Consider the following 23142-nt stretch of genomic DNA (forward strand, 5'->3'; position numbering starts at 1 on the left):
TCAGAATCGAGCCTTGTCCCTCCTCCTCCCTTCAAGTCCTACCATACAAGCGAGCTTGCTCGCGAAAGCGGAATGTCGTCCGCTTATGTATTGACTGACACCCCGCCTTCGCGGGCAGGCTCGCTCCCACATGAGCTGTGTGGTCAGTCGTCGTTGTGCATCTCTTGCAATTGCCCCAAGCGGCTGCGAGTGCGCGCCAGGTCAATGGCGTGGCCGTCCAGGCTTTCACGCAAGGGCAGCCGGCCGAGCAGCGTCAGATGTTTGTCCTGGTCGTACAGCACGTCGATCAGGTTGATGAAGCGCTGTTGCGCGGCGATCGAGCATTCCGCCAGCTCTGGTAGATCATCAATGATCCAGCGATCGAAACGTCGGCACAGTTCCAGATAGTCCATGACCGCCGTTGGCTGTTCACACAGATCGCTGAAGGTAAAACCAACACGCCGCTCTTCACACAATCGAGCCTGAAACTGCCGGCTGCCGACGGATAACCGAATGGCTGGCGTATCGGCCGGCGGCAGCTCCAGAGCGGTGCGTTGCGCTGGCGTGGCCGGCCACACGTAATGCCCCTGAGTGAAGATCTGATGTGCAGAGTGGCGCGCCTGACTGCGGTAATCGTGCGGACCACCGACTTCCATCACCTGCATGCGCGTATTGATCAGTTCGATCACCGGTTTGAAGCGCGCGTGATAGAGCGGATTGGGCAGCAGCCCTTCCGGCGCATAGTTGGAGGTCACCAACAGCAGAATTCGCCGTTTGAACAGTGCCTTGAACAGCCGGGTGATGAGCATGGCATCGCCGATGTCATGCACATGAAACTCGTCGAAACACAGCACCCGACAATCCTCCAGCAGTTCGTCGAGGGTCACTTCGAGGGCATCGTCCTGCTCGCGATGGCTGAACATGCCCTGATGCAATTGCGCGAAAAACTGATGGAAATGCAGGCGCCGTTTCTGGGTGATCGGCAAGGCCTGAAAAAAGCCATCGAGCAACCAGCTCTTGCCGCGTCCGACGGCGCCGAACAGATAGAGACTCGGCGCGGTTCGGTTGCTGGTGCCAAACAGCAGACTGGCCTGCTGCGCCATGCAATCAATGACGCGCTGCTGGCTGTGGCTGAGGGTGTAACCCTGACCGCCGGCCTTGTGCCGGAAGTAATCGCGAATCGACTGGGCGCTGGCGTCATGCCCGGCACCGGCCGGCAAACCCTTGCCCAACCAGCGGCGCAACGCCGGCCAGCGCTGGATCAGTCGCGATCGTTTCGGCGGGTGGACAGGCACTGTGGGCGTCTCCGTGTTCGTCAAGACCGGCTCCCGGGAGCGCGGCGACACAGTGTAACCAGGCGCCGGGTTGGCCAGCCACCACAGCGGATCGACAGTGGGCGGTAATTGAACAAATTTGTGCGGCACGTACAGCTATTTTTAGCGACATGGCTCGACCTGTTGCCAACCTTTCGAAACATATCCCGGGCGATCCCTGGATCCAATCGACTGGCGGAATCGTCGACCGTTGCTAACCTCAATCACAGAAACGACGTCGCAAGTGATCACTGACAAGGAACGGCGCAGTGAATGTACATGTGGTCATGGGCCTGCTGGGGGCACTCGTTGCGCCTGTTCATGCGGCAGATCTTCAGGTTGAAGTGCGCGTCGATGTGCAGCGCGGCTGCCAGTTGGTCGGCCAGCAGCGTAACGCCGGCATCGAGCAACTGGGTGTGCTCGACTTCGGCAGCACCGCACGCCTCGATGACCCCGCCGGGCCATTGGCCGCCGCGTTGACCAATCAACGCCTGCCACGCCTGGAATGCAATCCGGACACGCCGTACCAGATGCGCGTCGACGGTGGCTTGCATGGCGGTGTCGGTGAGGTCCGCTATATGGCCGCTTCGACGGGCAGCAAACCGATTCCGTACCGCTTGTATCAGGACGCGTCGCGACGGCTGCCGCTGGTGGTGGATGTGCCGGTCAGCGGGCGGGTGCCGGACAGCGGCACAGTGGAGCTGCCACTGTACGCGCGGATCGAGCGATTGGCCGAAGTGCCGCGAGTCGGGCGTTATTCGGATCTGGTCAAGGTAACGGTCACCTGGTGATCGCGATGGCAACAGGCACCGGTGGAGGCGGGTGCACAAGGAAGGCGTTCAATGATGAGCGCGGTGATTGAGTCAGCGTAAAGGAGCAGGGACGGTCGCGATGACAGGAAAACACTGGATGGTGGTGGTGGCAGGTACGCTGGCATTGCTCGCAGACGAGGCGCAAGCGGCGGTCAGTGGGCAGATCAATGCGCGGCTGATCCTGATTGCCGGCTGCGAAGTCACCAACACCAGTACTCCCGACAGTCCGGTCAGTGCCCTCGGCACCCTCGATTTCGGCCTTCAGGGGCCCACCTGGAACGCACCGATCAAGGCCAGTCTCGACGGTGACAGCAGCGGCAAGCTCAACGTCGCCTGCAACCCCTCGGTCACCGGTTTCACCGTCACCATCGACGGCGGTACCCACGGTGACGGCAATACCCGGCGCCTGAGCAACGGCCGCCAGACTATTCCCTATCAGCTGTTCGTCGATCCCTCCGGCGCCCGGAGCTACAGCATCGGCCAGCAACACAATTTCGCTGTCACCAGCGCTGCGCAGATACCCATTCCGGTATTTGGCTCGGTGGTGGCGAATACCCGTGCGGTACCGGCAGGTGTCTATACCGACACGCTGACGGTGACGCTCGACTGGTAACCCCGTAGAGGACGGACACCATGCGTACGTTTGCATCAAGGATAGGTTTGTCGTTGCTTGGCCTGGCGCTGGTTTCCAGTGCCAACGCCGCCACCACGGTCACCGGCCAGATCACCTCCAGCCTGATACTGATCAGTAGTTGTCAGGTCAACGGTGCGGGCGGTTCCACCGGGCTGAACTTCGGTGCGTTGAACTTCGGCACCGCCAACAGCCTGTTCACCACGGCCACCGGGCAAGTGTTGGGCGGTGGTGGCGGGGCGCTGTCGATTCTCTGCTCCAGCGGCACCACGCCGACGGTCAAAGTGCGCGCCGGTTCCCATGACGGCATGTCGCCGGGCGGCACCCGAGCGTTGTACGACGGGGTGGCCAATTACGTGCCGTACGACTTGTACACCGATGCCGGGCACTCGCAACTGCTGGCGATCGACGGGACGATCAATCTCGCCGCCAGCACCGGTGTCGCGCAGACGGTGAACATCTACGGTCAGGCGGTGGGCAAGGCCGGTTTGCCGGCGGGGACGTACACCGACACCGTCGCTGTTGAACTGACGTTCTGATGCCATGCGCCGCCATGGCTGTGCCGCGCTGCTCCTGCTCTGTGCGGGCAGTGCACCGCTGCCGCTGACCGCAGCGACGAGCCAGAGCTTTCAGGTCAGTGCCACGGTCACTGCCGGGTGTCTGGTGGTGGGCGGGGTGTCGAATTATGGCGGGCTGAACTTCGGTTCACGTTCGGCGCTGGCCACCGGCACCGTGCAGGTCGCGCTGACCGGCGGGGTGCAATTGCAATGCACGCCGGGGGTGACGCTGAACATGAGCGTTGATGGCGGCCAGTACAACAGCAGTGGCCGGCACATGCAGGTCAACAGCGGCAGTGCGCGGGTGGCGTATGCGCTGTTTCGCGATGCGGCGTACAGCCAGAGCCTGGGAATTGGCCAGAGCGTGGCGGTGGCCTACAGCGATGCGAACAACATCAGCCTGCCGATTTACGGTCAGGTGCAATTGCCGGGCAATCAGCCTGGGGGGACGTACAGCGACGTGTTGCAGGTGCAACTGTCGTGGTAAGGCGAAGTTGAATGGCCGACAAGGAGCAGGTTTATGGGGTCAGTGACGTCATGGCATTCTTTCGTGCGCTGTGTGATGTGGACGATGGTCATGCTTGGGGCAAGCCAGGCACAAGCGGCGAGTTCGGTACTGATCTGGCCGATCGATCCGGTGCTGGAGGCTGATCAACAGGCCAGTGCGCTGTGGCTGGAAAACCGTGGCAGCGAAACTGCCAATCTGCAGATCCGCGTATTCGGCTGGAGCCAGAGTGGTTTCGCCGAGCAATACCAGAACCAGCGCGACGTGATCGGCAGCCCGCCGGTGGCGAAAATCGAGCCGGGGCAGAAACAACTGGTGCGCCTGACCCGAACCAAGGACGTACCGCCGGGGCAGGAACTGGCCTACCGGATCATCATCGACGAAATTCCCTCCGCGCAACCAGCCACCGCTGACGGCGGAAAAACCGCTGCGGCGATTCGCTTCCAGATGCGTTACTCGGTGCCGCTGTTTGCCTATGGCGCCGGGCTGTGGAGCAAAGAAGACAGCACCCGCGCGCGCGATCCCAAAGGTGTCGGCCTGCCGCAGTTGAGCTGGCGCACGGTGGCGGTGGACGGCAAGCCTTATGTGGAAGTGCGCAATCAGGGCGCAGTGCATGCGCGGTTGACCGACGTGGCAATCAAACAGGCCGGGCAGAGCAGACCGCTGGCCGAAGGGCTGCTGGGGTACGTGCTGCCGGGGGCGGTAATGCGCTGGCCGGCACCGGGGCCGTTGGCCGGTGATTCGGCGTTGCAGGTGCGGGTGAACGGCGCGCCGCAGGTGCAGAGCATTACACCTGCCAAGTGAGTGAGTCGTAGCGCAGTTATCTGACGTCGGCTAAAGCGGTATCAGGGAGGATTCAGTCCATTGACGGACGTAAAGCGCGTATGAGCCCGGGACGGGTTCGCCGTATTCAGCGTCCGTTGTGGCTCATCACCGGCGCGTGTTGCCTGATGTTCGTTCAACCATCCGGGGCCGGCGATCTGCCGCCGCCTCCCAGCGGCATGGAGGCCGTGAGTGATGCACAGTTGTTTCTGGAACTGGTGGTCAATCAGATGAATACCGGACGCGTGGTGGCGGTGCAGCAGCGCGACGGGCGTTTGTTTGTCCCGACGACCGCGTTGCGCGAAACCGGCATGAAACTGCCCGACAGCCTCGGCGCCGAGGTCGATCTCGACAGTCTGGCGGGGCTGCACAGTGATTACGACAGTGTTGGTCAACGCTTGCTGCTGGACGTGCCGCCGGACTGGCTACCGGAGCAATTCATCGGCAATCGCCAGGCTTATCCGCGCACCCCGGCGCTGAGCAGTTTCGGCGCTTTGTTCAATTATGACCTGTACCTCAACGACACTGACGATGCCGGCACTTACCTGGCGGCGTGGAACGAAGTGCGGCTGTTCGACAGCTGGGGCACGTTGTCCAACACCGGGCAATACCGGCGCACCTTGTCCGGTGATTCGCTCAACACGCTGGACAACGGCTACCTGCGCTACGACACCACCTGGCGTTACTCCGACGATGAGCGAATGCTCACCTACGAGGCCGGTGACGTCATCAGCGGTGCGTTGCCGTGGAGCAATTCGGTACGTCTGGGCGGCGTGCAGTTTTCCCGGGACTTTGCCGTACGCCCGGATCTGGTGACCTATCCGTTGCCGCAATTTGCCGGTGAAGCGGCGGTGCCGTCCTCGGTGGATCTGTTCATCAATGGCTACAAGTCCAGCAGCGCAGATTTGCAGCCCGGGCCGTACACGCTGACCAATATCCCGTTCATCAACGGTGCGGGCGAAGCCGTCGTAGTGACCACTGATGCGCTCGGTCGGCAAGTTTCGACCACGGTGCCGTTCTATGTCACCAGCACTTTGCTGCAAAAAGGTTTGAGCGATTTTTCTGTGGCTGCCGGTACGTTGCGTCGCGACTACGGTTTGAAGGATTTCAACTACGGGCCGGGTGTCACCTCCGGCAGCCTGCGCTATGGCGTCAGCGATAGCTTCACTCTGGAAAGCCATGCCGAAGCGGCCGACTCGCTGACACTGGGCGGCCTCGGTGGCAACTGGCAACTCGGTAACTTTGGTGTGCTCAACAGTGCGTTGAGCCAAAGCCGTTTCGATGGCGAGGGCGGTCACCAGGTCAGCCTCGGTTATCAGTACAGCAACCAGCGTTTCAGCTTTTCCTACCAACGCCTGCAACGCCACGATCAATATGCCGACCTGACTGTGGTCGACAGCCCCTATATCAGCCTTAGCCGGCGCAGCGAACAGGCGACGCTGAGTCTCAACCTCGAACGCTGGGGCAGTCTCGGCGCCGGTTACTTCGATGTGCGCGCGGCGGATGATTCGCGCACGCGGCTGCTCAACCTTAGCTGGAGCAAACCGTTGTGGCGCAACAGCAGCTTCTACTTGTCGGCCAACCGTGAGATCGGCGACAGCAACTGGGCGGTGCAGGCGCAATTGGTGATTCCGTTCGATCTGCGTGGCAGCCTGGCGATCAGCAGCGATCGCAGTAAAACCGGGCAGAGCCAGCAGCGGGTCAACTACAGTCGCGCGGTGCCGACCGAGGGCGGCGTAGGTTTCAATCTGGGTTACGCCAAGGGTGACGGCGCCGATTATCGTCAGGCCGACGTCACCTGGCGTCTGCAATCGGTGCAGTTGCAGGCTGGTGTCTATGGCACTTCCGACGCCGAAACCCGTTGGGCCGATGCCAGTGGTTCGCTGGTATGGATGGACCGTCAGGTGTTTGCTGCCAACCGCATCGACGACGCGTTTGTGGTGGTCAGCACCGATGGTTTTGCCGACATTCCGGTGCGCTACGAAAACCAGCAGGTCGGTCAGACCGACAAAAATGGTCATCTGCTGGTGCCGTGGAGCAGCGCTTATTACCGCGGCAAGTATGAAATCGACCCCCTGAATCTGCCGGCCAACGTGCGCAGTCCCAACGTCGAACAACGCATCGCGGTAAGGCGTGGCAGCGGTTATCTGCTGGAATTTCCGCTGACCCGAGTGATTGCCGCGAGCATCGTGCTGGTCGACGCGCAGCAGCGCGAGTTGCCGCTGGGTGCGGGCGTGCTGCATGAGCAGAGCGGCACGCGGACGGTGGTCGGTTGGGACGGGCTGGTTTATCTGGAAAACCTGCAGGCGCAGAACTCGCTGCAAGTGACGCTGGCCGACGGCAAGACCTGTCAGGCGCAGTTCAGCGTCGACCTGAATCAGGATCAGGTGCCGTTGCTCGGGCCGTTGGTGTGTCAATGATGTTCAGGCGATGGCTATTGGCGCTGGCGCTGATGCTGCCGGGAGCGCTACAGGCCGCGTGCTCGGTGGTCAGCACCACGCCGGCGGCGTTCGGTACGCTCAGTTCGATTGCCGTGCGCACGACTTCGCAGCCCAGTTCCACATTGAATGCGGGTTTGAGTTGCACCGGTTCGCTGCTGTCCCTGCTGACCAGTAACGACCACTTCTGGGGCACTGTTTCTTCGACTCAAGGTGGGTTGGTCGGGCCGACCGGCGATGTCATCAGCTACACGATCTACGCCAACAACAGCACCAGCTACCCGCTGACGCGCGGCACGGCCTATGACTTTGCGCGCAACGGCATCATCGATGCCCTGGGCCTGCTCAACGGTACGACGCCAAAAACCGTGCCGCTGTATCTCGGTACAACCATTGGCAGCAACGTTGCCGCCGGGGTGTACACCGAGACCCTGAGTATTTTCTGGAACTGGAATTACTGCTCGGGGATCGGCATCGGTGCCATCTGTCTCGGGCGCGATATCGCCAACGGCACGACTTCTTTGACGGTGAATCTGACGGTGTCCAACGACTGCACGATTACTGCGCCGAACATTGCCTTCGGCAGCGCGCCGGTGGTCAGCGCTTTTACCCCGGTGACCGGTCAGACGATCAATCTGGCCTGCACCAAGGGCAGTGCCTACACCGTGGGGTTGAGCGACGGACAGAACGCTGTGAGTGTCGGCGGCCGGCGACGTATGATTTCCGGGAGCAATTATCTGGCCTACGACATTTTCAAAAGTGCCGGCACTACGCGCTGGGGCAGCGTCGGCACGGCGCGGCGGGCGAGTACCGACGCCGAGGTCAATCCGGGGAACGGCTTGGGCACGGGCAGTCAGATTTTCAACTACAACGCGAAGATCTACACCGACCAGACCACGCCACCGGCGGGCACTTACCTGGACAATGTGGTGCTCGACGTAGGCTTCTGAGCCTGAAGCTGATCCCTTGTAGGAGCTGTCGAGTGAAACGAGGCTGCGATCTTTTGATCTTGCCCTTAAGAACAAGATCAAAAAATCGCAGCGTGCCGCAGCTCCTACATAGAACAGCGGTGTTCTCAGAATTGCAGCGATTGCTTGAGCTGTTGCGCCGCCGGTGTATCGACCGGGCTGACCATCGCATAGTTGTACCCGCCGCCCGACCAGTACTCGGCCTGCAAGTCGCCATCACTGCGGCTGCCACGCGGCAAAAAGGTGTTCTTCGGCCCCGGCGGGCGCACGTAGAAACTCACCTTGTGCCCACTGCCATCCTCATACATGACCATCGCCGCCGGACCTTCGTCAGTGCTGAGCAAGCGTCCGCTGACCGGTTCGAACCCGGCCGCCTTCAGATCCGGTAAACGACTGGCCCGGTTGAAATAACGATCGAGCCAGCGCTGCATGTCGCCATCACTGTCGACCTTGTAATCGGCTGGCAGCATGCCTTGCTGGGCAATCAGGCGATAGGCTTGCAAGGCGTCGGTCATCGGTAACATGGATGGGCGCACCAGGGTCATTTCGCGAGCCTGCCAGCCACTGAATCCGCCGACACTGACCGCAATCAGCAACACCGCCGCGCTGGCCAGATGACGACGTGACTGACGCTGACGGCGCTGGCGAATCATCGCCGGATCAAGCGCCGGATTGGCCGGTTGCTGCAACGCGCCGCTGAGTGCCGCGCGCAATTGCTGGGCATCCTGTTGCCAGGCGCGCACCTGCGTCGCTTCGTCCGGGTGAGTGGCCAGCCAGGTCTCCAGTACACGCCGGTCGGCGTCGCTGAGCTGGTGGTCGACATACGCGTGCAGGTCACGCTCGTTGGGAGGCAGGCTGATCATTTGAGTATCCGCAAAGAAGGGCTGCTGATTTCGCCGTCGCTGAGTTGGCGCAAGGCCTGGCGGGCGCGGGACAGGCGCGACATCACGGTGCCGATCGGGGCGCCGAGAATCTCGGCGACCTCTTTATAGGAAAGGCCTTCCACCGACACCATCAGCAGCAGGGCACGCTGTTCGGTGGGTAGACGGTCGAAGGCTTGCAGGGTCGACTGGGCGATGACGGTACGCTCGACCGAGGGCTCGGCATCGTCGCGACCGGTGAAGAATTCGAGCATGCGCGCATAGCGTCGGGAGCGGCGATGGGCGTCGAGAAACTGCCGATACAGGATCGCAAACAACCAGGCACGCAAATCGCCGTCGGCGCGTTTGTCGCCCCAACTCGACAGCGCCCGCTCAAGGCTGGCCTGCACCAGATCGTCGGCGCTGCTGCTGTTGCGTGTCAGTGACACGGCAAAGCGGCGCAATCTGGGAATGATTTCTCTCAACTGTTCGTCGAATTCGCTCATGAAATTCTGCTAGTCACTACGCTGTGGACTAGGGAGACGTCCGTCGTTGGAGGTTATTCCACGTTCGGAAAAATAAATACCGAGGCGTGGAATAAACCCGGCCGAGGCGCGTCTTGCTGATTCTTCCTACTTGTGGCCGATGGCCCTGGAGTTTTTCATGGTTGATCGTTCATCACCCGATACTGCACCGCCCGGCGGGCCGCAGCGCCCGCCACTGAGTGCGGCGAGCCTGATTCTGCGTCTGGGCGGCATTGCCGTGGTAGTCGCCGCAGTGGCCGGGGCATTCGCCTACGTTCACGGCAACTTTGACCCACAACGCCTGACGCCAAAAGCGTTGGTCGATGTGCTGGAGAAGAACAACGGCGTACACCCCGGGTTTCGCCGTAACCACGCCAAAGGCGTGTGCGTGATCGGCCATTTCGAGAGCAGTGGCGAGGCGCGGGTGTTTTCCACTGCGCAGGTGTTCAACGAGCCGCAGACCCCGGTGGTCGGGCGATTCGCGCTGCCGGCGGGTAATCCGTACGCACCGGACAGCAGCGTGCCGATTCGCAGTCTGGCGCTACGGTTCACCCAAGCCAACGGGCAGCAGTGGCGCACCGGGATGAACAGCATGCCGGTGTTCCCGGTCGGTACGCCTGAGGCGTTCTATCAATTGCAGCAGGCGCAGTCGCCGGATCCGGCCACCGGTAAACCGGATCCGAGCAAGGTGCCGGCATTCTTTGCCTCGCACCCGGAAGCCGTGCCGTTTCTGACGTGGGTGAAAACCGCCAAGCCGTCGGCCAGTTATGCCACTGAAACCTATAACAGTGTCAACGCGTTCTATCTGGTCGACGCCAGCGGTAAAAAGCAGGCTGTGCGCTGGAGCATGACGCCGTTGGCGCGTGATGCTGCGGGCGGCAGTGCGCCTGAGGGCGGCGATTTTCTCGAGAAGGATCTGGTGCAACGCTTGGCATCCGCGCCGCTGCGCTTTCAGTTGAATATCACTCTGGCCAATCCTGAGGATCCGGTGAACGACGCCAGCAAGACCTGGCCCCAGGGGCGCAAGGTGTTGAATGCGGGCACGTTGGTGCTGGAAAAGACCCAGCCGCAACTGAGCGGCGAATGCCGTGACATCAACTATGACCCGCTGGTGCTGCCGGCCGGGATTCAAGGTTCCGACGACCCGTTGCTCGCGGCGCGTTCCGCCGGTTACGCCAATTCCTATCTGCGTCGCACCAGCGAAGTCAGCCAGTTGCCCGCCGCCAAACAGGAGGCTCGCCCATGAGAACCCAACCGACGCATTTCGCCCTGTTGGCGCGGCTGCTGCACTGGCTGATGGCGCTGATGATCATCGCCATGCTGTTTATCGGCGCCGGCATGGTCACCTCGGTTTCCGAGCGGCATGAATGGCTGATCCATCTGCACAAACCGCTGGGCATCGCGATTCTGGCGCTGGTGATTGTGCGTTTGCTGGTGCGGCTGACCACGCGCCAGCCACCGCTGCCGGCGGATCTGCCGGGTTGGCAAGTGCTGGCGGCCAAGGCTTCGCATCTGTTGCTGTACGCGCTGATGCTGGTGTTGCCGTTGCTCGGTTGGGCGATGATCAGCGCTTCGGGTGAGCCGGTCATGCTCAGCACAACGTTGCAGTTGCCAGCGATTGTTCCGGCCGATGCACAGTTGTTTGCGTTTCTGCGCAAGGCTCACGGGTATCTGGCTTATTTGTTGTTCCTGACGGTGTTGTTGCACCTGGCGGCGGCGCTGTTTCATGGCTGGATCCGCCGCGACGAGGTGCTCGACAGCATGTTGCGTGGTCGCGATCGCAGTTAACTCGCCGGAGTGGCGCATCGCACTGGTGCGCCGCTTTTCAGGGTCAGCCACCAGTACGCGAGCGCCACGGCGTTGATGCCCGCACCGAGCAGGCACACGCCAATCCAGCCGGCCCACGCGTACATCGCGGTCGAGCCGATGGAGCCGAGCGCGCTGCCGATCGAGTAAAACAACATGTAACCGGCGGTGAGGCGGCTTTGCGCTTCGGGGCGCACACTGTAGATCATGCTCTGGCTGGTGACGTGTACGGCTTGCAGACCCAGGTCCAGGGTGATTACGCCGAGCAGCAATGCCCACAGCGAAGATTGAGTCAGGGCGATCGGCAGCCACGAAGCAAGCATCAGCAACAGTGAAAGTCCGCTGACCCATTGCCCGAGACCGCGATCAGCCAGATGCCCGGCCCGTGCGGCGGCCAGCGCACCCGCTGCGCCGGCCAGTCCGAACAGACCGATTTCACTGTGCGACAACGACAGTGGCGGGGCGGCCAGCGGCAGCACCATCGGCGTCCACAGCACCATCGCGCTGGCGAAGGTCAACAATGCGAGGGTCGCGCGTTGGCGCAACACCGGTTCTTCTTTGAACAGGCTGAACACCGAGGCGATCAGTGCGATGTAGCCAGTCGCCGGCTGCGGGGATTCATGCTTGGGCAGCACGCGAAACAGCAGCAATGCCATCACCAGTGTCAGCCCGGCAGACAGGAAGTAGATCGCTCGCCACCCGGCCAAATCGGCCATGCCGCCAGCGACCGTGCGTGCCAGCAAGATGCCGACGACGATGCCGCTGGTGACCACTCCGACCACGCGCCCGCGTTGTGTCGGGATCGCCAGTGTGGCGGCGTAAGCCACCAGCACCTGCGTCACCACGGCGAGCAGCCCCGTCAACGTCATGCCGAGCAGCAGCCAGACACTGCTGGGCGCCAGCGCGATCATCAACAACGCCGCTGCCGACAGCAGGGTTTGAGTGACGATCAATCGGCGCCGGTTGAGCAGATCGCCGAGGGGGACCAGTAGTACCAGACCGATGCCGTAACCGATTTGCGTCAGGGTGATGACGATGCCGATGGTCGCCGGCGACAGGGCAAACGCTTCAGCCATCGCGTCCAGCAGCGGCTGCGCGTAATACACGTTGCCCACGGCCAGACCGCAGGCCACAGAGAAAAGCAAAACGGCGCTGCTTTTGAGAGGTTTCATATCCCGCATCCTTTTAGGTTTCAAAATAAAACCTTGATCACGGTATTGGTACGGGTTTTATTTTGCAACCTGTTTGCGCGAGTGTGTGAATGGCAAAAAGCAAAAGATCGCAGACAAGCTGCGATCTTCTAAGGGACGGAGGAGGGGATCAGCGCAGGGTATCAACCATGTCAGCGATGGTAGTCAGCACGTCCTTACCCAACTGTTTTGAGCGCTTGCCCGACCAGCCGGTTTCCTTGTCGGGATGGTCGTCGTGATCCTTGAACGGCATTTCCAGGGTCAGCGACAGGCAGTCGTATTTCTGCCCGACGCTGTTGCACGCCAGCGTCATGTTGGCCTGGCCCGGTTCGTCGCGGGTGTAGCCGTACTTGGTCTGGAAGTCTTTGGTGGTGTGTTTCAGGTGATTGCGGAAGTGCTCTTCGAGCTTTTCGATGCGCGGTGTGTAGCCCGGATTGCCTTCGCAGCCGGCGGTGAATACGTGGGGGATTTCTTCGTCGCCATGTACGTCGAGGAACAGATCGACGCCATACTTTTCCATTTGCTGCTGTACGAAAAGTACTTCGGGGCTGACGTCCTGACTGGCGTTCTGCCAAGCGCGGTTCAAGTCCTGGCCCATCGCATTGGTGCGCAGGTGACCGTGGAAGGCACCGTCCGGATTCATGTTCGGCACCAGGTACAGATCGGCACTCGCCAGCAGCTTGTTCAGCACCGGATCGTCATGTCTTTCCAGGCGCTCGATCACGCCTTCCATGAACCATTCGGCCATGTGTTCGCCCGGATGCTGCTGAGCAATGATCCACACTTTGCGCTGGCCTTCGGCACCGGTGCCTTTGCGCAGCAGCTGAATGTCGCGACCTTCGACGCTCTTGCCGGTTGCCAGCAATTCGGTGCCGGCCTTGCTCAGTGCCTGATCGATCAACCAGTCGTGACGGCCACGGCTATAGGGTTCGAAGTAGGCGAACCAGGCATGGGTTTGCTCGGCTTCGAGGCAAAAGCGCAGGCTGTCACCTTCAAAACTGGTTGGAATGCGGAACCAGTTGACGTGGTCGTAGGAGGCGACTGCCTGATAGCCGGTCCAGGCTTTGTTATAGGAGGACTGGCTGGCGTTGACCAGGCGAAACCAGTGTTCCTGATGGACATGCAGACCGCTGGCCTTGAAGTGGAACCACTGGAAATGGGCGCTGCGGGTGTCCGGGCGAATGGCCAGAACCGGATTGAGCGGATTGCTGATGTCGATGACTTGGATGTTGCCGCTGTCGAAGTTGGCGCTGATGTCGAACGAAGATTTGGCCACGGTCATAATCGATTCCTGAATATGATTTTTATGGCCGTTACTGTACACGCAGGCAGGGCTGAAACCGAGGGGAATTGCGGGGTGTGGCGGGGGGCGTCCTCCATGACGCGGATGCAGCTTAGAGAGTGTGCGATTGATTCTCAAGTGCTAATTGTCATTAGTTTGCCCCAGTGTGGCCGGGGTTGGCTTGTCATTCGATATTCTTTTGATATTATCCGCGCCATCGAATTTGCAACACCTAAAGACTTCATTAGCCTGAAGCCACAAGCCCGAAAAACGGGCAAAAAAAAGACCCGGCAAAAAGCCGGGTCAAAAACCGTGATTAGCCTGATGAGGAGATAGTCCAGAAGACCGACCTAAGGTCTCTGGTCCATCGACTGATCTCGCGACCAGCTGCATGCAATAATAATCATTATCATTTGCAAGTCAAATGTTTTTATCTGCGCGATTGGAAAATTCTTTCCTGTCCGTCGGCATTTCCGTTCCTCACGCTTCATCGCCATCGAGCGAATGGTCGACCATCGCCCGCGCCATATCCACCATGTGCACCACTGAAAAGGCCAGGTCGCGACTCGCGCCTTGCAGGTTTTCAGCTGCCTTGAACGCTGTGGCTGCGGCACAGCGCAACAAATCCGAGGCGTGCACCAAGGCTTCTTCGCCGCTTAGATGGCGCCTGACATCGAAAAAACGTTCGTCGACCTCGGGTTCTGACACAGCTGGTTTCAAGTAATAGTCCAGCGCTCGCTGGGCTGCCGCATTGCCCTGAGGCGAGCTGAAAGTGGTGTCCATTTGCAGATCGGGCAAGTCTTTGCTGCTGATATTCATGATGAAGAGGCACTCCTTGGGCGATTGAAAATCCGTGCCTTCAGGATAGTACGATGCGTAGTTGTGACGAGGATTTAAATACTACAATATGTGTTTTGCTGGCCGAAGGCGTCGACGTAAGGTGCTGCACATGGATAAATGGATTGAGTTGGTCAAGGCCAAGATGAGTGAACTCAAAATCACTCAAACAGAGCTCGGAGAGCGCGTCGGCATGTCCCAGGGCGGGATCGGCCATTGGCTGAACAAGCGTCGCGAACCCGGCATCACGGAAATGAATCGGGTGCTGCAAGCGCTGGGCATGGATTTTCTGGAAGTGGTGCTGGTGATCCGGGAACCGCAAATAACATCTGACGACGACATGCCGCTGGCGCAGAAGTACAACCCTTACTTCCGTTACCCGGTCAGCGATTGGCAGACGACCTGCGAGGTGCGCGAGAGCGATGCGGCATCCTACGCCAAGGCATCAGGCAAACAGCGTTTCGAACTGACGGATTACCACGCGCGTGGCCCGGCGTTCTGGCTGACGGTGACGGGGGATTCGATGACCGCTCCCAGTGGCCAGAGCATCGCCGAAGGCATGCTGATTCTGGTTGATCCGGCGGCCGAGGCGGTGCCCGGTAAACTGGTAATCGCCCAATGGCCCGACAGCCCTGAAGCGATTTTTCGCAAACTCGACGAAGAGGGCGGCCAGCGTTACCTGGTGCCGCTCAATCCGACGTGGCCAAAGGCGCTGCTGACCGATGAATGTCGAATCATCGGTGTTGTGGTTCAGGCAACGGCGCGTTACTAGTCAGATCGATCCTCGCCCGGCGTAGGATCGATCCTCCCCATCACACTGCTTCCAGTTCAACCAAAGCGCTGCCTTCGCCGACCATTTCGCCTTCCTGGCAATACAGCGCTTTGATCACCCCCGCATGCGGCGCGCGGATGCTGTGCTCCATCTTCATTGCTTCCAGCACCACCAGTTGCGCACCGGCCTCGACCGATTGCCCGGCCTCGACCAGCACACGGACAATGCTGCCGTTCATGGGCGCAGTCAGGCCACCCTGATGACTGTGACTGGCTTCGACGGCGCTGATCGGGTCATGCGTCTCGATGCGCCGCAACTCACCCTCCCATTGCAGATAAAGCGCATCACCTTGGCGGATAGCCCGCAACGTACGACGTACGCCATCGTGCTCGACGATGAGGGCTTCGCCGGACAGTCTGGCGTGATCATCGGCATTCAGCGTCAGTGCTCGATCCTGTCCCTCGCAACTCAAATGCAGGGTGATTTCCCGAGGCAATCCCGCACGCAAACCGCTGTTGAGTGACCATGGCGAAGCCGGGTCATCCTGGCGCGCCAACTGCGGCAGGCTCTGCGCCACCGCCTGAGCCGCCGCGTTCCAGAACGCATCGCTCAACGCGCCCGGCGCAGGCAGCAATTGCTCCTGATAACGCGGAATAAATCCGGTATCCAACTCCGCCGCCGCAAACGCCGGGTGTGCGATGATCCGCCGCAAAAAGTTGATGTTGGTCTTCAATCCGCCAATCGCGAATTCGTCGAGCATGCTCAACAGACGCAGTCGCGCCTGTTCACGATCCTCACCCCAGGCAATCAGCTTGCCGAGCATCGGGTCGTAGAACGGCGAAATTTCATCGCCTTCTTCGACCCCGCTATCGACCCTGCGCCCAGGCCCTTCAGCCGATTCGCGATACAACGCCAGACGTCCGGTCGCCGGCAGGAAGTCATTCGCAGGATCCTCGGCGTACAAGCGCACTTCAATCGCATGGCCGTTCAATGGCACTTGCTCCTGAGTGATCGGCAGTGCCTCACCACGCGCCACGCGGATCTGCCACGCGACCAGATCGAGACCGGTGATAGCCTCGGTCACCGGGTGTTCAACCTGCAGGCGTGTGTTCATTTCCATAAAGAAGAACTCACCGCGCGCATCCAGCAAAAATTCCACAGTACCGGCGCCGACATAACCGATCGCCTGCGCCGAGCGCACAGCCGCCTCGCCCATGGCGCGACGCAGTTCCGGGGACAAGCCCGGGGCCGGCGCTTCTTCAACGACTTTCTGGTGGCGACGCTGGATCGAGCAATCACGCTCATTGAGGTACAGGCAATTGCCATGCTGATCGGCGAACACCTGGATTTCCACGTGACGTGGCTTGAGCAGGTATTTCTCCACCAGCATCCGCGAATCACCGAACGAGGATTGTGCTTCGCGCTGGGCCGAGGCGAGGGCTTCGGCCAGTTGGCTGACGTCCTCGACCACTTTCATGCCTTTGCCGCCACCGCCAGCCGTGGCTTTGAGCAGCACCGGATAACCGATGCGTTCGCAGGCATCGCGGAAGGTGTCCAGATCCTGTGCTTCGCCGTGATAACCCGGCACCAGAGGCACACCGGCAGTTTCCATCAACGCTTTGGCAGCGGACTTGCTGCCCATCGCATCGATGGCCGAAGCGGGTGGGCCGAGGAAAATCAGCCCGGCCGCTTCAATCGCGCGGGCAAACCCGGCGTTCTCGGACAGAAAGCCATAACCCGGATGAATCGCCTGCGCGCCGCTGGCCTTGGCCGCCGCGATCAGTTTGTCGATTTGCAGATAACTGTCGGCCGCTTTGCTGCCACCCAGATCGACACGAATATCCGCTTCACGACTGTGTCGCGCCTCGCGGTCGGTGGCGCTGTGCACGGCGACCGTGGTCAGACCCAAGGCTTTGGCGGTGCGCATCACACGGCAAGCAATTTCGCCACGGTTGGCCACCAGCAAGGTGGTGAGAACAGGTGCGCTCATCAACGCGGCTCCTTGGTGGTGGTTGCGGCTTGCCAGCTCGGCGGACGTTTTTGCAGAAAGGCGCGCAAGCCTTCCTGACCTTCAGGGCTGACGCGGATGCGGGCGATGGCATTTTCGGTGTAGCGGCGCAGCGCCGGGGTCAGCGAACCGTTGCCGACCTCGCGCAACAAGTCTTTGCTGGCGCGCATCGCGGCGGGGCTGTTGAGTAACAGGTTGTTGATCCACTGTTCAACTTGCTGATCAAGTTCAGCGGCTGGATAGCTTTCGGACAACAAGCCGATTTCCCGTGCGCGTTGGCCGCCAAAACGTTCGGCGCTCAGCGCATAACGCCGCGCCGCGCGCTCGCCAATGGCTTGCACCACGAACGGACTGATCACCGCCGGCGCCAGGCCGATGCGCACTTCCGACAGGCAGAATTGCGCGTCATCGGCGCCAATCGCCATGTCACAGCAACTGATCAACCCCAGCGCGCCGCCGAACGCCGCACCTTGCACGACGGCAACAGTGGGGATTTTCAGTTTGGCGAGGTTGTACATCAGTTCCGCGAGTTCGCGAGCGTCGTCGAGGTTGGTGTGGTAATCGAGTTCGGCCGATTGCTGCATCCACGCCAGATCGGCGCCGGCGCTGAAGTGCTTGCCACGGCCGCGCACCAGCAGGAAACGCAGGCTGGCGTCGCTGGCGACTTTGTCCAGCGCCAGGATCAGTTCGCGGATCATCTCGGCGTTGAACGCGTTGTTCTTTTCCGCGCGGTTGAGCCACAGCGTCGCGAAACCGCGTGGGTCGCTTTGCAGTTCGAGGGTGTTGAAGTCACTCATATTCATCCGTCTCCACGGTTCCTGTGGGAGCGAGCCTGCTCGCGAAAGCGTTGTATCAGTCGACATTTCCAGTACCTGACAAACCGTATTCGCGAGCAAGCTCGCTCCCACAAAAAATCACATCCGGAACACGCCGAAGCGGCTCGGTTCGATTGGCGCGTTCAGCGACGCGGACAGGGCCAAGGCCAGCACATCGCGGGTCTGCGCCGGGTCGATGACGCCGTCGTCCCACAGCCGTGCGCTGGAATAGTAGGGGTGACCCTGCTCTTCGTACTGGTCGAGAATCGGTTGCTTGATCTCGGCTTCCTGCTCGGCACTGAACGCCTGACCGCTGCGTTCCGCCTGCTCGCGTTTGACCTGCACCAGCACGCCGGCCGCCTGTTCGGCACCCATCACGCCGATGCGCGCATTCGGCCACATCCACAGGAAGCGCGGGTCGTAAGCGCGCCCGCACATGCCGTAGTTACCAGCGCCGAAGCTGCCGCCAATGATCACGGTGAATTTCGGCACCTTGGCGCAAGCCACCGCCGTTACCAGTTTCGCGCCGTGCTTGGCGATGCCGCCGGCCTCGTATTTCTGGCCGACCATGAAGCCGGTAATGTTCTGCAGAAACAGCAGGGGAATGCCGCGCTGGCAGGCCAATTCGATGAAGTGCGCGCCTTTCTGCGCGGCTTCGGCGAAGAGGATGCCGTTGTTCGCCAGGATCGCGATCGGGTAGCCGTGCAGGTGCGCAAAGCCACACACCAGCGTGGTGCCGAACAAAGCCTTGAATTCATCGAACACCGAACCGTCGACCAGTCGCGCAATCACTTCGCGCACGTCGAAGGGTTGCTTGGCGTCGGCGGAAACCACGCCGTACAACTCATCGCTGGCGTACAGCGGCGCAATCGGCGCGCGTTGCTGCACTTCACCGAGTTTGCGCCAATTAAGGTTGGCGACGCTGCGGCGGGCGAGAGCGAGGGCGTGTTCGTCGCTCTCGGCGTAATGGTCGGCGACCCCGGAAATCTTGCAGTGCACATCGGCGCCGCCCAGATCCTCGGCACTGACCACTTCACCGGTCGCAGCTTTCACCAATGGCGGGCCGGCGAGGAAAATCGTCGCCTGATTGCGCACCATGATCGCTTCATCCGCCATTGCCGGCACGTAAGCACCACCCGCAGTGCAAGAGCCCATGACCACGGCGATCTGCGGAATGCCCATCGCGCTCATGTTGGCCTGGTTGAAGAAGATCCGTCCGAAATGCTCGCGATCCGGGAACACTTCATCCTGACGCGGCAAGTTGGCGCCACCTGAGTCGACCAGATAGATGCACGGCAGACGATTCTGCTGCGCGATGGTTTGTGCGCGCAGATGTTTTTTCACGGTCAGCGGGTAGTACGAACCGCCCTTAACCGTTGCGTCGTTGGCGACGATAATGCACTCGACACCTTCGACACGGCCGATCCCGGCGATCACACCCGCCGCCGGCACGTCTTCGCCGTAAACCGCGTGGGCGGCCAGTTGGCTGATTTCCAGAAACGGCGAGCCCGGATCGAGCAAACGGTTGATGCGCTCACGCGGCAGCAGTTTGCCGCGCGAGGTATGGCGTTCCTGGGCTTTCGCGCCGCCACCCTGCGCCACTTGGGCGAGCAGGGTGTGCAGGGCGTCGACCTGTTTGAGCATCGCCGCGCTGTTGGCGGCGAACTCCGCCGAGCGAGGATTGAGCTGAGTGTGCAGAATCATGGCTTACTCCGTAAGCAGCTACGAGTTGCAAGCTTGGAGCGGCAAGTTAAAGCGGTTCTCTTGCAGCTTGAAACTTGCGGCTCGCAGCTGACGAAATTCATTTCGTTTCGTTGAAGAGTTCGCGACCGATCAGCATGCGACGGATCTCACTGGTGCCGGCGCCGATTTCGTACAGCTTGGCGTCACGTAGCAAGCGACCAGCCGGGAACTCGTTGATGTAGCCGTTACCGCCGAGAATCTGGATCGCGTCGAGTGCCATTTGTGTGGCGCGCTCGGCGGTGTAGAGGATCACCCCGGCGGCGTCTTTACGGGTGGTTTCGCCGCGCTCGCAAGCCTGTGCTACCGCATAGAGGTAGGCGCGGCTGGCGTTGAGCTGGGTGTACATGTCGGCGACTTTGCCCTGAATCAGCTGGAATTCGCCGATGCTCTGGCCGAACTGTTTGCGGTCGTGGATGTACGGCACGATCAAGTCCATGCACGACTGCATGATCCCGGTCGGGCCACCGGAGAGAACCACGCGCTCGTAATCGAGGCCGCTCATCAGCACTTTGACGCCGCCGTTGAGCACGCCGAGGATGTTCTCTTCCGGCACTTCAACGTCATCGAAGAACAGCTCGCAGGTGTTGGAGCCGCGCATGCCGAGCTTGTCGAACTTGTTGCTACGGCTGAAGCCTTTCCAGTCGCGCTCGACGATGAATGCGGTGATGCCGTGGGGGCCTTTTTCCAGATCGGTCTTGGCGTAGATCACGTAGGTGTTGGCGTCAGGGCCGTTGGTGATCCAGGTTTTGCTGCCGTTGAGGACGAAGCGGTCGCCGCGTTTGTCGGCGCGCAGCTTCATCGAGACCACGTCGGAACCGGCGTTCGGTTCGCTCATCGCCAGTGCGCCAACGTGCTCGCCGCTGATCAGCTTCGGCAGGTATTTGGATTTCTGTTCGTGATTGCCGTTGCGGTTGATCTGGTTGACGCAGAGGTTGGAGTGCGCGCCGTAGGACAACGCCACCGAAGCCGAGCCGCGGCTGATTTCTTCCATCGCCACGACGTGTGCCAGGTAACCCAGGCCCGCGCCACCGTACTCTTCCGGCACGGTGATGCCGAGCAGGCCCATGTCACCGAACTTGCGCCACATGTCGGCGGGGAACAGGTTGTCGCTGTCGATCTGCGCCGCGCGCGGGGCGATCTCCTTGGCGACAAAGGACTGAACCTGATCGCGCAGCATGTCGATGGTTTCACCGAGGGCGAAGTTCAGGGATGGATAGCTCATGGGTCACCTTTTGGCTTTTTTGTAGGGTGGGGAGGGCGGTCACTCGGCTCTCACCTTTACGTTAACGTAAGCCTGTGATGGATGGCTGTCAATCACCCTTTACGTTAACGTCAACTTGAGCGAGAGTAGGGGCAGTTCAAGATTGAAAGCTGATTAGTTTTTGTAGGAGTGAGCCTGCTCGCGATGGCGTCGTGTCAGTCGACGTAAGTGTTGATTGATGGATCGAGATCGCGAGCAGGCTCACTCCTACAAGTGACCGTCGGCAACCCATAAATAAAGACAATAGGGGTCGTCATGGATCAACCCAGTGCAAACCCGCAGCGTAGCTACACCCGTGGTTCTCAGGACAAAGCCTTGCTGGCGATGACCATCGGGCAGAAGTTCGATCAGACCGTCGCGCAGTATCCCGACGGTGAGGCGCTGGTGGTGCGCCATCAGCAGTTGCGCTACTCATGGCGGCAACTGGCCGATGCAGTCGATCTGCACGCCAGAGCGCTGCTGGCTTTGGGATTGCAGGCCGGCGACCGCCTCGGTGTCTGGGCACCCAACTGCGCACAATGGTGCATTACACAATTCGCTACAGCGAAAATCGGCGTGATCCTGGTCAACATCAACCCGGCCTACCGCAGCTCCGAACTCGAATACGTGCTCAAGCAATCCGGCTGCCAATGGCTGGTCTGCGCCGGAGCGTTCAAGTCCTCGAACTATCACGGCATGTTGCAAGGCCTGGTGCCGGAACTGGCTGAACAATCCATCGGCCAATTACGCAGTGAGCGTTTGCCGGAGTTGCGCGGGGTCATCAGCCTCGACCCGCAGCCACTGTCAGGTTTTCTGCCGTGGTCGCAATTGGCCGATATGGCAGCCAGTGTCTCTAAAGAGCAACTAAACGAACGCAGCGACAGCCTGCACTTTGATCAGCCGGTGAACATCCAGTACACCTCCGGCACCACCGGTTTCCCCAAAGGCGCGACCCTCAGCCACTACAACATCCTCAACAACGGTTACATGGTCGGCGAAAGCATCGGCCTGACCCCGCGCGATCGTCTGGTGATCCCGGTGCCGCTGTATCACTGTTTCGGCATGGTCATGGGCAACCTCGGCTGCATCACCCACGGCAGCACGATGATTTACCCCAACGATGCCTTCGATCCATTGCTGACCCTGCAAACCGTTGCCGAAGAAAAAGCCACCGGCCTCTACGGCGTGCCAACCATGTTCATCGCCATGCTCGACCAGCCACAACGCGCAGAATTTGATCTGTCGAGCCTGCGCACCGGGATCATGGCCGGTGCGACGTGCCCGATCGAGGTAATGCGCCGGGTCATCAGCGAGATGCACATGAGTGAAGTACAGATCGCTTACGGCATGACCGAAACCAGCCCGGTGTCGCTGCAAACCGGCCCGAACGACGAGCTGGAATTGCGCGTGACCACTGTCGGCCGCACCCAGCCACAACTGGAAAGCAAGATCATCGACGAAGCCGGCAACCTCGTGCCGCGCGGCACCATCGGCGAACTGTGCACCCGTGGTTACAGTGTGATGCTCGGCTACTGGAACAATCCGCAGGCCACCGCCGAAGCCATCGATGAGGCGGGCTGGATGCACACCGGCGACCTGGCGAGCATGAACGAGGAGGGTTACGTCAACATTGCCGGGCGTAACAAGGACATGATCATCCGTGGCGGCGAGAACGTTTATCCGCGTGAGCTGGAAGAGTTTTTTTTCACCCACCCGGCGGTGGCGGACGTGCAGGTGATCGGCATTCCCTGCTCGCGTTACGGCGAGGAGATTGTTGCCTGGATCAAATTTCATCCCGGCCACAGCGCTTCGGAGCTGGAGCTGCAAACCTGGTGCAAGGAGCGCATCGCGCACTTCAAGACGCCTCGGCACTTCAAATTCGTCGAAGAATTTCCGATGACGGTCACGGGCAAGATTCAGAAATTCCGCATGCGTGAAATAAGTATCGAAGAGCTACGTGAAAAGCTCGCCTGACGAATATCAAATGTAGGAGTGAGCCTGCTCGCGATAGCGGTGTGCCAGTCGACGCAAATATTGACT

21 protein-coding genes are annotated in these 23142 nt (G+C 60.7%); 11 read left to right on the forward strand and 10 right to left on the reverse strand.

Features of this window, described 5'->3' with window-relative positions; translation table 11 throughout:
• Window positions 1-143: 143 nt before the first annotated feature.
• Complete coding sequence (zapE, locus tag ACW9IR_RS21835; RefSeq protein ID WP_457465108.1) at window positions 144-1274, reverse strand: cell division protein ZapE; 1131 nt, start codon at window positions 1272-1274, stop codon at window positions 144-146.
• Between the two features lie 305 nt (window positions 1275-1579).
• Between zapE and ACW9IR_RS21840 the strand changes: the two genes are divergently transcribed.
• The 7 genes from ACW9IR_RS21840 to ACW9IR_RS21870 all read left to right on the forward strand — a co-directional run bounded on the left by ACW9IR_RS21840 (window position 1580) and on the right by ACW9IR_RS21870 (window position 8007).
• Complete coding sequence (locus ACW9IR_RS21840) at window positions 1580-2083, forward strand: Csu type fimbrial protein (RefSeq protein WP_180988138.1); 504 nt, start codon at window positions 1580-1582, stop codon at window positions 2081-2083.
• Between the two features lie 100 nt (window positions 2084-2183).
• On the forward strand, window positions 2184-2717 hold the full coding sequence (locus ACW9IR_RS21845; protein ID WP_102901247.1) for a Csu type fimbrial protein: 534 nt from the start codon (window positions 2184-2186) through the stop codon (window positions 2715-2717).
• Window positions 2718-2737: 20 nt separating this feature from the next.
• Window positions 2738-3274 carry a Csu type fimbrial protein gene (locus ACW9IR_RS21850; protein WP_034154702.1) on the forward strand — a complete coding sequence of 179 codons (537 nt, stop codon included), beginning with the start codon at window positions 2738-2740 and terminating at the stop codon, window positions 3272-3274.
• Window positions 3275-3278: 4 nt separating this feature from the next.
• Complete coding sequence (locus tag ACW9IR_RS21855) at window positions 3279-3779, forward strand: Csu type fimbrial protein (protein ID WP_016983916.1); 501 nt, start codon at window positions 3279-3281, stop codon at window positions 3777-3779.
• Window positions 3780-3812: 33 nt separating this feature from the next.
• Window positions 3813-4601, forward strand: coding sequence for a fimbrial biogenesis chaperone (locus ACW9IR_RS21860; RefSeq protein WP_102901248.1), 789 nt, complete (start codon window positions 3813-3815; stop codon window positions 4599-4601).
• A gap of 80 nt (window positions 4602-4681) precedes the next feature.
• Window positions 4682-7039 (forward strand): fimbria/pilus outer membrane usher protein, encoded by a 2358-nt coding sequence (locus tag ACW9IR_RS21865; protein ID WP_457465109.1) that lies wholly within the window; start codon window positions 4682-4684, stop codon window positions 7037-7039.
• Complete coding sequence (locus ACW9IR_RS21870) at window positions 7036-8007, forward strand: Csu type fimbrial protein (RefSeq protein WP_457465110.1); 972 nt, start codon at window positions 7036-7038, stop codon at window positions 8005-8007. The genes ACW9IR_RS21865 and ACW9IR_RS21870 overlap by 4 nt, the downstream gene beginning before the upstream one ends.
• A gap of 125 nt (window positions 8008-8132) precedes the next feature.
• Here ACW9IR_RS21870 and ACW9IR_RS21875 read toward each other — a convergent pair whose 3' ends face one another.
• Together ACW9IR_RS21875 and ACW9IR_RS21880 are read right to left on the reverse strand one after the other, a co-directional pair.
• Window positions 8133-8888: an anti-sigma factor family protein gene (locus tag ACW9IR_RS21875; RefSeq protein WP_457465111.1), complete on the reverse strand. Its 756-nt coding sequence runs from the start codon at window positions 8886-8888 to the stop codon at window positions 8133-8135.
• On the reverse strand, window positions 8885-9391 hold the full coding sequence (locus ACW9IR_RS21880; protein WP_016983921.1) for a sigma-70 family RNA polymerase sigma factor: 507 nt from the start codon (window positions 9389-9391) through the stop codon (window positions 8885-8887). The genes ACW9IR_RS21875 and ACW9IR_RS21880 overlap by 4 nt, the downstream gene beginning before the upstream one ends.
• A 157-nt stretch (window positions 9392-9548) precedes the next feature.
• On the opposite strand from ACW9IR_RS21880, the gene ACW9IR_RS21885 reads away from it, so the two are divergent.
• Together ACW9IR_RS21885 and ACW9IR_RS21890 are read left to right on the forward strand one after the other, a co-directional pair.
• Window positions 9549-10655, forward strand: a complete 1107-nt coding sequence (locus ACW9IR_RS21885; protein ID WP_457465112.1) for a catalase family peroxidase — start codon at window positions 9549-9551, stop codon at window positions 10653-10655.
• Window positions 10652-11197, forward strand: a complete 546-nt coding sequence (locus ACW9IR_RS21890; protein WP_102901254.1) for a cytochrome b — start codon at window positions 10652-10654, stop codon at window positions 11195-11197. Before ACW9IR_RS21885 ends, ACW9IR_RS21890 begins: the two co-directional genes overlap by 4 nt.
• Here the strand turns inward: ACW9IR_RS21890 and ACW9IR_RS21895 are convergent.
• The 3 genes from ACW9IR_RS21895 to ACW9IR_RS21905 all read right to left on the reverse strand — a co-directional run bounded on the left by ACW9IR_RS21895 (window position 11194) and on the right by ACW9IR_RS21905 (window position 14506).
• A complete protein-coding gene (locus ACW9IR_RS21895; RefSeq protein WP_102901255.1) occupies window positions 11194-12387 on the reverse strand; it encodes an MFS transporter in 1194 nt (397 codons plus the stop codon). The genes ACW9IR_RS21890 and ACW9IR_RS21895 overlap by 4 nt on opposite strands.
• Before the next feature lie 148 nt (window positions 12388-12535).
• Window positions 12536-13687: a M14 family metallopeptidase gene (locus ACW9IR_RS21900; protein ID WP_457465113.1), complete on the reverse strand. Its 1152-nt coding sequence runs from the start codon at window positions 13685-13687 to the stop codon at window positions 12536-12538.
• A gap of 480 nt (window positions 13688-14167) precedes the next feature.
• Entirely contained in the window at window positions 14168-14506 is a 339-nt protein-coding gene (locus tag ACW9IR_RS21905) for a DUF6124 family protein (protein WP_016983927.1), read from the reverse strand.
• A 130-nt stretch (window positions 14507-14636) separates the two neighbouring features.
• Between ACW9IR_RS21905 and ACW9IR_RS21910 the strand changes: the two genes are divergently transcribed.
• A complete protein-coding gene (locus ACW9IR_RS21910; RefSeq protein ID WP_102901258.1) occupies window positions 14637-15296 on the forward strand; it encodes a LexA family protein in 660 nt (219 codons plus the stop codon).
• A 40-nt stretch (window positions 15297-15336) separates the two neighbouring features.
• Here ACW9IR_RS21910 and ACW9IR_RS21915 read toward each other — a convergent pair whose 3' ends face one another.
• The 4 genes from ACW9IR_RS21915 to ACW9IR_RS21930 all read right to left on the reverse strand — a co-directional run bounded on the left by ACW9IR_RS21915 (window position 15337) and on the right by ACW9IR_RS21930 (window position 21084).
• On the reverse strand, window positions 15337-17286 hold the full coding sequence (locus ACW9IR_RS21915; protein WP_414915807.1) for an acetyl/propionyl/methylcrotonyl-CoA carboxylase subunit alpha: 1950 nt from the start codon (window positions 17284-17286) through the stop codon (window positions 15337-15339).
• A complete protein-coding gene (locus ACW9IR_RS21920) occupies window positions 17286-18101 on the reverse strand; it encodes a gamma-carboxygeranoyl-CoA hydratase (RefSeq protein ID WP_102901260.1) in 816 nt (271 codons plus the stop codon). Before ACW9IR_RS21920 ends, ACW9IR_RS21915 begins: the two co-directional genes overlap by 1 nt.
• A gap of 117 nt (window positions 18102-18218) precedes the next feature.
• Window positions 18219-19823, reverse strand: coding sequence for a carboxyl transferase domain-containing protein (locus tag ACW9IR_RS21925; protein WP_457465114.1), 1605 nt, complete (start codon window positions 19821-19823; stop codon window positions 18219-18221).
• A 97-nt stretch (window positions 19824-19920) separates the two neighbouring features.
• Window positions 19921-21084 carry an isovaleryl-CoA dehydrogenase gene (locus tag ACW9IR_RS21930; RefSeq protein WP_110719347.1) on the reverse strand — a complete coding sequence of 388 codons (1164 nt, stop codon included), beginning with the start codon at window positions 21082-21084 and terminating at the stop codon, window positions 19921-19923.
• A gap of 294 nt (window positions 21085-21378) precedes the next feature.
• Here ACW9IR_RS21930 and ACW9IR_RS21935 point away from each other — a divergent pair, with 294 nt between their 5' ends.
• A complete protein-coding gene (locus ACW9IR_RS21935) occupies window positions 21379-23076 on the forward strand; it encodes an AMP-binding protein (protein ID WP_457465115.1) in 1698 nt (565 codons plus the stop codon).
• Window positions 23077-23142: the final 66 nt, after the last annotated feature.

It is taken from the genome of Pseudomonas sp. SDT291_1_S447 (assembly GCF_054070155.1).